The 274-nt window shown below is 46.0% G+C and carries 1 protein-coding gene; it reads left to right on the top strand.

Annotated elements, in window-relative coordinates:
• Window positions 1–274: hypothetical protein (locus ACSV5T_RS09830; RefSeq protein WP_438320989.1), on the top strand; the 274-nt coding region annotated here is incomplete at both ends.

Here is a 274-nt window from a genome sequence, read left to right as displayed (position 1 = left end):
TGAGCAAATACAAACACTCATTGACAGCAACGCCAAAAACAAGCAAGCCCATGCCGATAAAAAAGCGTCATACAACCAAGCCAAACAACACGTCACCGTTGAACGTGAACGCATGCTATTTGTGCTAAGTGACGCCCCTGAATTAAACCTACCGCAACACATCGACGAGAAAATCATAACATTTAGTCATCGTGGCAAAGCATTCCCGATTACCGAAAGCACGGTTAAACGCTTTGGTGAGCAGTTTCGACACCATATCGGCAAAGAGGGCGCA

The sequence above is a fragment of the Veillonella sp. ZSJB6 genome (genome assembly GCF_051549505.1).
In the GTDB taxonomy this organism is placed as follows: Bacteria; Bacillota; Negativicutes; order Veillonellales; family Veillonellaceae; genus Veillonella.
This window is presented reverse-complemented; position numbering and strand designations above follow the sequence as displayed.